The 9,107-nt window shown below is 65.5% G+C and carries 9 protein-coding genes; 6 read left to right on the top strand and 3 right to left on the bottom strand.

Annotated features, from left to right (window positions below; genetic code table 11):
- From JOY90_RS14320 to JOY90_RS14295, 6 genes are all read left to right on the top strand, one after another.
- A partial coding sequence (locus JOY90_RS14320; RefSeq protein WP_291691772.1) for an efflux RND transporter permease subunit occupies nt 1–639 on the top strand: 639 nt, incomplete at its 5' end.
- Between the two features lie 117 nt (nt 640–756).
- On the top strand, nt 757–1,731 hold the full coding sequence (locus JOY90_RS14315) for an ABC transporter substrate-binding protein (protein ID WP_291691771.1): 975 nt from the start codon (nt 757–759) through the stop codon (nt 1,729–1,731).
- 40 nt (nt 1,732–1,771) lie between these two features.
- Nucleotides 1,772–3,808 (top strand): ATP-binding protein, encoded by a 2,037-nt coding sequence (locus JOY90_RS14310; RefSeq protein WP_291691770.1) that lies wholly within the window; start codon nt 1,772–1,774, stop codon nt 3,806–3,808.
- Nucleotides 3,805–4,194, top strand: a complete 390-nt coding sequence (locus JOY90_RS14305; protein WP_291691769.1) for a response regulator — start codon at nt 3,805–3,807, stop codon at nt 4,192–4,194. The genes JOY90_RS14310 and JOY90_RS14305 overlap by 4 nt, the downstream gene beginning before the upstream one ends.
- Nucleotides 4,191–5,450, top strand: coding sequence for an adenylate/guanylate cyclase domain-containing protein (locus tag JOY90_RS14300; RefSeq protein ID WP_291691768.1), 1,260 nt, complete (start codon nt 4,191–4,193; stop codon nt 5,448–5,450). The genes JOY90_RS14305 and JOY90_RS14300 overlap by 4 nt, the downstream gene beginning before the upstream one ends.
- Entirely contained in the window at nt 5,450–6,193 is a 744-nt protein-coding gene (locus JOY90_RS14295; RefSeq protein WP_291691773.1) for a hypothetical protein, read from the top strand. Before JOY90_RS14300 ends, JOY90_RS14295 begins: the two co-directional genes overlap by 1 nt.
- A gap of 3 nt (nt 6,194–6,196) precedes the next feature.
- Here JOY90_RS14295 and JOY90_RS14290 read toward each other — a convergent pair whose 3' ends face one another.
- The 3 genes from JOY90_RS14290 to JOY90_RS14280 form a co-directional block, all read right to left on the bottom strand.
- Nucleotides 6,197–7,087, bottom strand: a complete 891-nt coding sequence (locus JOY90_RS14290; RefSeq protein WP_291691767.1) for an ABC transporter permease — start codon at nt 7,085–7,087, stop codon at nt 6,197–6,199.
- A 6-nt stretch (nt 7,088–7,093) separates the two neighbouring features.
- The gene (locus tag JOY90_RS14285) at nt 7,094–8,035 is read right to left on the bottom strand and encodes an ABC transporter permease (protein WP_291691766.1); all 942 of its coding nucleotides are present in this window, start codon (nt 8,033–8,035) and stop codon (nt 7,094–7,096) included.
- Nucleotides 8,036–8,228: 193 nt separating this feature from the next.
- Nucleotides 8,229–9,107, bottom strand: an 879-nt coding sequence (locus tag JOY90_RS14280) for an ABC transporter substrate-binding protein (RefSeq protein WP_291691765.1), incomplete at its 5' end; no start/stop codon positions are given.

Here is a 9,107-nt window from a genome sequence, read left to right as displayed (position 1 = left end):
GAGGCCAAGAAGCTGCCGGCCGGCTTCAGCCACGATTACCTCGCCGACTCCCGGCAATATGTGCAGGAAGGCAATGCACTTCTCATTACCATTGGTTTCGCGGTTATCATTATCTTCCTGGTTCTGGCCGCACAGTTCGAGAGTCTGCGAGATCCAGCGGTGATCCTCATCAGCGTGCCAATGGCGATGGTGGGCGCGCTGATCCCGCTGTTCTTCGGCGTCGCGACCATGAACATTTACACAAAGGTTGGTCTGTTGACGTTGATTGGTCTCATCACCAAGCACGGCATCCTGATGGTGGAGTTCGCCAACGAGCTGCAGCTCAACGAGGGGCTCGACAAGCGCTCGGCGATCGAGATGGCGGCGCGGATCCGGCTCCGTCCGATCCTGATGACGACGGCGGCGATGGTGACCGGCCTCATTCCGCTGTTGACCGCTTCCGGCGCGGGTGCGGCGAGCCGCTTCTCGATCGGGCTCGTGGTGGTCGCGGGCATGTCGATCGGCACGCTGTTCACGCTGTTCGTGCTGCCGGCCGTCTATGTCGCGATCGCGACGGATCACCGGGCGAACGCGACCTCGCAGCGGACCAAGGATATCGCCGACTACGAGCTCGGAGGGCAGCAGCTCAAGCCGACCTGATCAACTCGGGTCAAGCTTTCGCGAGCCTGCCTTGAGCTAGCCTCGTTTCGGCCCGTTCAGTAGTATCTTGCATGCCACGGGCGTTGCTGCGAGGGCGCCCGGGCACGGGAGAGGCGGATGAGGCGACGCGAATTCTTGAGTGTGCTCGGCGCCGCTGCGCTGCTCGGCTCGAAAGCCGATGCGGCACCGAGGACCTATCGGCTTGCGGCGATGAATCCTGCCTTTCCCATGCCCGAGGGCTCGCCGTTCGGCGACATCATCATCAAGGCGATGGCCAAATATGGCTATGTCGTCGGTCAGAACCTGATCTACGACTCGCTATGTCCAATGGGCGATGTGGCGAAAATTGCGCCGATGCTGGCCGAGCTGAAGTCGCGCGGCGCGGACGCCATCATCATCATCGGCTATCCGACCGCGGTCGCAGCGAAGGCGATCGGGATTCCGATCGTCGCCGCGGTCGGTCTCGGCGATCCCGTTGCGACCGGCCTGATCCAGAGCCAGGCCCATCCGGGCGGCAACCTCACCGGCATTTCCGACGTCGCGGCGATGCTGAGCACCAAGCGGCTATCGCTGCTGAAGGAGCTGTCGCCGAAATTGAGGAAGGTCGCGATGCTCTGGAACAAGGACGACCTTGGCATGACGCAGCGCTACGCGACATCGGCGAAATCCGCGGAGGCGATGGGATTCTCGGTCCAGGCCCTCGGCGTCGCCGAGCCCGACGATTTCGAGGAGGCCTTCGCCGCGATGAAGGCCGAGCACCCGGATGCCATTCTCATGGTCACGGACTCCCTGACCAATCTCAACCGCAAGCGTGTGTTCGAGTTTGCCGCGGCGAGGAAGCTGCCCGCGATCTACGAATATGATTTCCTGGCCCGCGACGGCGGGCTGATGTCCTACGGGCCCGACATTGGGGAATCCTTCGATCGCGCCGCAGCCCTGGTCGATCGCATCTTCAAGGGGGCAAACCCCGGCGATCTGCCGTTCGAGGAGCCGACCCGCTATCCGCTGGTGGTGAACCTGAAGACCGCCAGGGCCATGGGGCTCGAAATTCCCCCGAATTTGCTGGCACTTGCCGACGAAGTCCTGGAGTGAGCCGCAAGACAAGGCGAGCCCTTCCTGCTAAATGTGCGGGATGACCATCTCGCTCCACCGCGACATGCCCGAGGGCCGCACCTTCGCCGGGGCGGGCGCGAAGCCGCGCGCTCCATCGGGCAGCATCCGGGGCCGGCTGTTCACCAAATATGTCGCCCTGTTCGTCGTGGTGGTCGGGATCGCGCTGCTCTGCAACGGCGTCTTCGAGGCCATCCTCTACTATCGCCAGCACAAGGCGGCGCTGATCCGGATCCAGCATCACCAGGCGGTCGCTGCGGCGGCCAGGATCGGCCACTTCGTCAAGGAGATCGAGGGCCAGCTCGGATGGACCGTGCAGCTGCCATGGTCGGCCGGCTCGATCGAGCAGCGGCGGTTCGACGCACTCAGGCTGTTGCGCCAGATACCTGCGATCACCGAGCTTGCCCAGGTCGATTCCTCCGGCAAGGAGCGGTTGCGGGTGTCGCGGCTCGCGGAGGACGTGCTCGACAGCGGACTTGATCTTTCCAACGATCCGAAATTCACCGAGGCGATGGCGCACAAGGTCTATTTCGGGCCGGTCTATTTCCGCCGGGAGTCGGAGCCCTACATGACGCTGGCGGTCGCAGGCAGCCGCAAGGATGCCGGCGTCAGCATCGCCGAGGTCAATCTGAAGCTGATCTGGGACGTGATCTCCCAGATCAAGGTCGGCCAGCACGGCCAGGCCTATGTGGTCGACGCCCAGGGCCGGTTGATCGCACATCCCGACATCAGCTTGGTGCTGCGCAACATCGACATGTCCAAGCTGCCGCAGGTGCAGGCGGCATTGGCCGGCAACGCCGACGGCGATGAGAACTTCGAGGGCGCAAAGAACATCCAGGGACGGCAGGTGCTGACGGCCGCGGCGCCGGTTTCGCCGCTGCCCTGGATCATGTTTGTCGAGCTGCCGGTGGAGGAGGCCTACGCCTCGCTCTACACCGCGCTCGGGCGGCTTGCCGCCGTGCTGCTCGCCGCCCTGGTTTTTGCCATGCTGGCCGGCATGTTTCTGGCCCGGCGCATGGTCGGCCCGATCCAGGTGCTGCGCGCCGGCGCCGAGCGCATCGGCGGTGGCGATTTCTCCCAGCGCATCGCGATTGGGACCGGCGACGAGCTGGAAGGATTGGCCAATCAATTCAACGACATGGGGGCGCGTCTTCAAGAATCCTATGCCGACCTCGAGAACAAGGTTGAGCTGCGGACCAGGGAGCTGTCGCAATCGCTTCAGGATCTGCACGCCGCGCAGGACCGCCTGATCCAGACCGAGAAGCTGGCCTCGCTCGGCCAGCTCACGGCCGGCATCGCGCACGAGATCAAGAATCCGCTGAACTTCGTCAACAACTTCTCGGCCGTGTCTTCCGAGCTGGTCGAGGAGCTCACCGATGCGGTGAAGGCGGCCCATGTCGACGGCAAGATGCGGGAGGAGATCGACGAGCTGACGGCGATGCTGAAGGGCAATCTGGAGAAGATCGTGCAGCATGGCCGGCGCGCCGATTCCATCGTCAAGAACATGCTGCTGCATTCGCGCGAAGGCTCAGGCGAGCACCGGGCGGCCGATATCAACGCCATCGTCGAGGAGAGCCTCAACCTTGCCTATCATGGCGCGCGGGCCGAGCGGCCGGGCTTCAACGTTACGTTGGAGCGCGCCTACGATCCGGCTGCCGGCACCGTCGACTTGTATCCGCAGGAAATCACCCGGGTGCTCCTCAACCTGATCTCGAACGGTTTCTATGCTTCCGGCAAGCGCAAGGCGCGCGTCGGCGATGGTTTCGAATCCACCTTGCGCGCGAGCACCAAAAATCTCGGCGACCAGGTGGAGATCCGCATCCGCGACAACGGCACCGGCATCCCCAAGGACGTGCGGGAGAAGATGTTCAATCCGTTCTTCACCACCAAGCCGGCCGGCGAGGGCACCGGGCTCGGCCTGTCGATGAGTCACGACATCGTGGTGAAGCAGCATGGCGGCCGGATCGACGTCGAGACCGAGCCGGATGCGTTCACCGAGTTCATCATCACATTGCCGCGGACGCTGCCGGCGCAAACCGATACGGGAGGCCGGCCATGAACGTGTACATCCTGGTCGTCGATGACGAGCCGGACGTCGAGGTGTTGTTCCGCCAGCAGTTCCGGCGCGACCTGCGCGCCGGCCGCTTCCTGATGGCGTTCGCGCCATCGGCCACGGCTGCGCTGGCGCGTGCCGCCGAGCTGGCCGATCCGACCCTGATCCTGGTGCTGTCCGACATCAACATGCCCGGCATGAGCGGGCTCGAGATGCTGCCCGAATTGCGCGCGCGGCGGCCGGACGTGCCGGTCATCATGATCACGGCCTATGGCGACGCGGACACCCGCAGGAAAGCGATCGAGCGCGGCGCGGTCGCCCTCCTGACCAAGCCGCTCGACTTCGCGCTGCTGCGCCACGAGATCGACAGCCGGCTTGGGCAGGCCGCATGAGCGCCACCATCCTGTTCGTCGATGACGAGGCCGACCTCGCGGAGCTGATCCAGCAGATGTTCCGCCGGCAGATCCGCGAGCGCAAGGTCGAATTCATCTTCGCGCGGGATGGTATCGAGGCGCTGCAGGCGCTCGAGCAGCACCCCCACATCGACATGGTGGTGTCCGATATCAACATGCCGCGCATGGACGGGCTGACGCTGCTGGAGAAGCTGCAGGCCGCCGAAGACAAGAAGTCGACCGTCATCGTCTCGGCCTATGGCGACATGAGCAACATCCGCACCGCGATGAACCGCGGTGCGTTCGATTTCCTCACCAAGCCGATCGACTTCGGCGATCTCGAGCTCACCATCGACAAGACCATCCGCCATGTCGAGATGCTGCGCGAGGCCCGCCACCGGCAGGCCGAGGCGGAGCGGGCGCACGCCTCGCTGTCGCGCTATTTCTCGCCGCAGATCGCGAGCCGTCTTGCCTCGAGCGGCGAGAGTGATGGCATGGAGGTGCATTGGCGCGAGGTCGCGGCGATCTTCACCGACATCACGAGCTTCACCTCGCTGGTCGAGACCGCGGCGCCGGAAGTGCTGGGCGAGCTGCTCAACGAATATGTCGGCGGCATGACCGATGTGGTGTTCTCGCACGAGGGGACGGTCGCCAAGGTGATCGGCGACGCGGTCCAGGTGCTGTTCAACGCCCCGGGCGAGCAGCCCGATTATGCGACGCGCGCGATCGCCTGCGCGCAGGACCTGGACGCCTGGGCGCAGGATTTTCGCGTGCGCTGGAAGGACAAGGGCATCAATTTCGGCGCCACCCGCATCGGCGTGCATGCCGGCCCCGCATTGGTCGGCAATTTCGGCGGCAAGCGCTTCTTCGACTACACCGCCTATGGCGACACCATCAACACGGCGGCGCGGCTGGAGACGGCCAACAAGTTCCTGGGCACGCGGGTGTGCGTCAGCGCGACGGTTGCGACCGCGGCCGATAATTTCAGCGGCAGGCCGGTCGGCGATCTCCTGCTGCGCGGGCGCAGCGAGCCGCTGCGCGCCTTCGAGCCGCTGCCGGCCGCGGCGCTCGCGCAGTCCGCGGCGGCGCAATATTGCGAAGCCTTCGCCAAGCTCGAGGCTGGCGACGTGGCCGCGATGCCGGCTTTCGCCGCGCTGGTCGGCCTGCATGCCGATGATACGCTGGCCGGCTTCCATCTCAGACGATTGCTCAATGGCGGCAAGGGTGTCCGCATGCAACTGGAGCAGGGCTCGTGATCACGCGCGATTTCGCCGCGGGAAACTACCGCTTCATTCCGGCCGTGTTCCAGTATTCGAGCGGCGCCGCCGCGCATGCAGGCTTCGAGATCGAGCGCGTGCGCTTCGACCGCCTGACGCCGCTCGCCGAGGGTTTTGCCGAGGCCGCAGACTATATCAAGGCCGCGGGGCGGCCGCTGACCGCGTTTTGTGCCTGCGAGCTCCGCTCGCCGGCCGCGTTCACCGAGCAGGCTTTCTTCGAGTTCAACCAGCACTATGTCAAGACACTGGCGGCATGGGGCATCTATGACGGCACCACCAATCCGGTGGCGCGCAGCAATGTCTGTCCCGAGATCGATCCGCCTTCCGAGCCGTCGTTCTTCGCCTTCTCTTTCACCCGGGCGGCCATGAGCGTGTCGCCGAGCTTCGTCGTCGCCGGTGGTGCCGAGGCGCGCGGCGGCGCCGGCAGCTATCCCGAGCGGATCGTGCGCTACCGCGACACGAGCCCGGACGGGATGAAGGAGAAGGTGCGCTTCACCACGCGCGAGATGGAAAGCCGCATGGAAGCCTTCGGCTTCGGCTGGCAAGATACGACGGCCGTCCAGGCTTACACGGTGCACGATTTCCATGCTGTTGCCGCCGAAGAACTGGTCCGCCGCGGCGCGAGCCGCTCGGGCCTGACCTGGCATTTCGCACGGCCGCCGGTGATCGATCTCGAATACGAGATGGACTGCCGGCGCGTGCTGCGGGAAGTGGTGATTTGAGCGCTACCTAGCCCGCGGGTCCAGCGCGTCGCGCAGGCCATCGCCGAGCAGGTTGAACGACAGCACGACCAGGAAGATCGCAAGTCCCGGCCAGACCGCCATCCATGGTGCGTTGATGAGGAATCGTTGCGCGGCATTGAGCATGCTGCCCCAGGACGGCGCGGGCGGCTGCTGGCCCAAGCCCAGGAACGACAACGCCGCCTCGGCGATGATCGCGGCTGCGATCGACAACGTCATCTGCACTAAGAGCGCCGGCAGGATGTTGGGCAGGATGTGGAACAGCGCGATCCGCCAGGGCGGATTGCCCATCGCACGCGCCGCCTCGACATAGTCCTCGACCTTGACGCTCATCACCTGGCCGCGCGTCAGGCGAATGAAGACGGGAGTCGTCGAAATGCCGATCGCGATCATGGCATCCGTCAGGCTCGGCCCGAGAAAGGCGGCCAGCGCGATCGCGAGGATCAGGAACGGGCACGCCAGCATCGCATCGGTGATGCGGCTGATCAGGGCGTCGACGAAGCCGCCCCGATAGCCCGACACGAGCCCGAGCGGCACGCCGATCGAGAGCGCAATCGCCACCGAGATCGCGCCGGCGAGAAGCGAGGCGCGCGCACCGTAGATGACGCGGGCGAGCACGTCGCGCCCGAGCTCGTCGGTGCCGAACCAGTGCGACGCCGACGGCGGCTTGCGCACCGCCGTCCAGCTCGTGGCGAGCGGATCATGGGGCGCGACCCACGGCGCGAGCAAGGCGAGCAGGACGAAGCCGACGATGACGGCGAGCGCCACCACGGCGCCCTTCCGCTTGAACAGCCGCCGCAGCGCCCGCCGTGCCGGGCTCTCCATTTCGTCGTCTGAGCCGGCGAGGGGGATGGCGGGGAGCGCAGCGTCGGTCATGCGGCCTCATCCCCTCAGGCGCGGATTGACGAGGATGTAGGCGACGTCGGCGATCAGGTTCAGCGTGATGTAGACGGTCGCGGTCACCAGCACCACGCCCTGCACCACGGCATAGTCGCGGTTGAACACGGCGTCGACGATCAGCTTGCCGAAGCCGGGCACCGAGAAGATCTGCTCGGTCAGCACGGCGCCCGACAACAGCGTGCCGAGCTCGAGCGCGCCGAGCGTGATCACCGGCGTCAGCGCGTTGCGCATGGCATGCTTGAGGATCACCGAGCGCTCGGAAAGCCCCTTGGCGCGCGCGGTGCGGACATAGTCGCTCTCCAGCACCTGCAGCATGGCGCTGCGGGTATGCCGCATCAGGATGGCGGAGATGGCGTTGCCGAGCACGAAGGCCGGCATGATGGTCGAGGCGAGGCTCGCGCGCCAGTTCTCGCCGAGCGGCACATAGCCGGAGGCCGGCAGCCAGCCGAGCTCGATCGAGAACAGGAAGATCAGCATGATCCCGAGCCAGAAGTTCGGCGTCGAGATGCCCCACAGCGCGAACAGGTTCGCGCCATAGTCCCAGGCGGTGCCCTTCTTCACCGCCGAGACGATGCCGGCGGGGATGCCGATCAGCAGCGCGATCACGATCGCCATCGCGGCGAGCTGCAACGTGACCGGGAGCTTCTGCGCGATCAGGTCGAGGACCGGCATCTTGATGCGCAGGGACTCGCCGAGGTCGCCCGACAGCACGCCTTTGAGCCAATAGGCGTATTGCACCGGAATCGCCTGATCGAGGTGGTATTGCCTGCGGATCTGCTCGATCACGGCGGGGTCGTGCTCCTCGCCGGCCATGACGAGCGCCGGGTCGCCCGGCAGCAGATGCTGCAGGGAGAAGATAAGGATCGACACGAACAGGAGCGTCGGCACGAGCTGGACCAGGCGGCGCGCGAGGAAGCTCAGCATACGGCGCACCGGAGGATTAGCGGGTTCGCCATCAGATCAACGGCGCGGTGCCGCCACATCGTTCCCTCCCCCCTTGCGGGGGAGGGACAGGGAGGGGGGTAACCCAACGGGACTCTGCGCTTGTGGCACCCCCCACCCCGACCCTCCCCCGCAAGGGGGGAGGGAGGGGAGAGAGCGCCGATGCCAATCTCGCTCACTTCAGCTTCAACCCGACCACGCGCACGAGCCCGTCCGGCATCTGCTTGTAGCCCTGGAGCTGGGTCGTATGCACGATCAAGAGCTTGTAGTGGAAGAGGTAGAGAATCGGCTCCTCCTCCATCTCGGTCTTCGTCAGCTTTTCGTAGATTTGCTTGCGCTCCGCCGGATCGCTCACGAGCCGCGCGTCATCGAGCGCCTTGTCGGCCTCCGCGTTGTTCCAGGCGCTGTAGTTCAACGGCGCGTTGCTGTGCATGAACGAATAGGAATTGCCGTCCGGGTCGATCCGGCCGCTCCAGCGCAAGAGGTAGGCCTGGTAGTTGCCGGCCTCCGCCTGCTGCAGCGAGGTCGCAAGCTCGGTCACCCGGATCTTCATATCGAAGCCGGCTTCCGCCGCCATCGACTGCACGACCTGCGCGACCGCCTCGAGCTCGGGACCTTTCGGCACCATGAAGTCGACCGTCACGGGCGTCGTGACGCCAGCCTCGTTCAGCAACGCCTTGGCCTTTTCGACGTCGCGCGGGCGGACCGGAAATGCGGCCTGGTAATAGCGGTGCTCCGGGTTGACCCATTGGTTGCCCGGCTTGAACTCGCCATTGAACACCACCTGGTTGAGGGCCTCGCGGTCGATCGACAGATCGAGGGCCTGCCGCACCTTGGCGGACTGGCTGAGCGGGCCTTTATTCTTGTCGTGGCCGATGTTGAGGGTGATGCCCTGATAGCCCAGCTCGATCGCGGTCGAGAGCGTCAAGTTCGGATCGGCGCGGACATCCTTGATGTCGGTCGCGAGCACGCGCTCGATCAGGTCGAGCCCGCCCGATTTCAGACCGGCAAGCCGCACCGTCGAATCGACGATCGGCCGGAACACGATCTTGTC

This window comes from Bradyrhizobium sp. (genome assembly GCF_019242285.1).
GTDB lineage: Bacteria > Pseudomonadota > Alphaproteobacteria > Rhizobiales > Xanthobacteraceae > Bradyrhizobium.
This window is presented reverse-complemented; position numbering and strand designations above follow the sequence as displayed.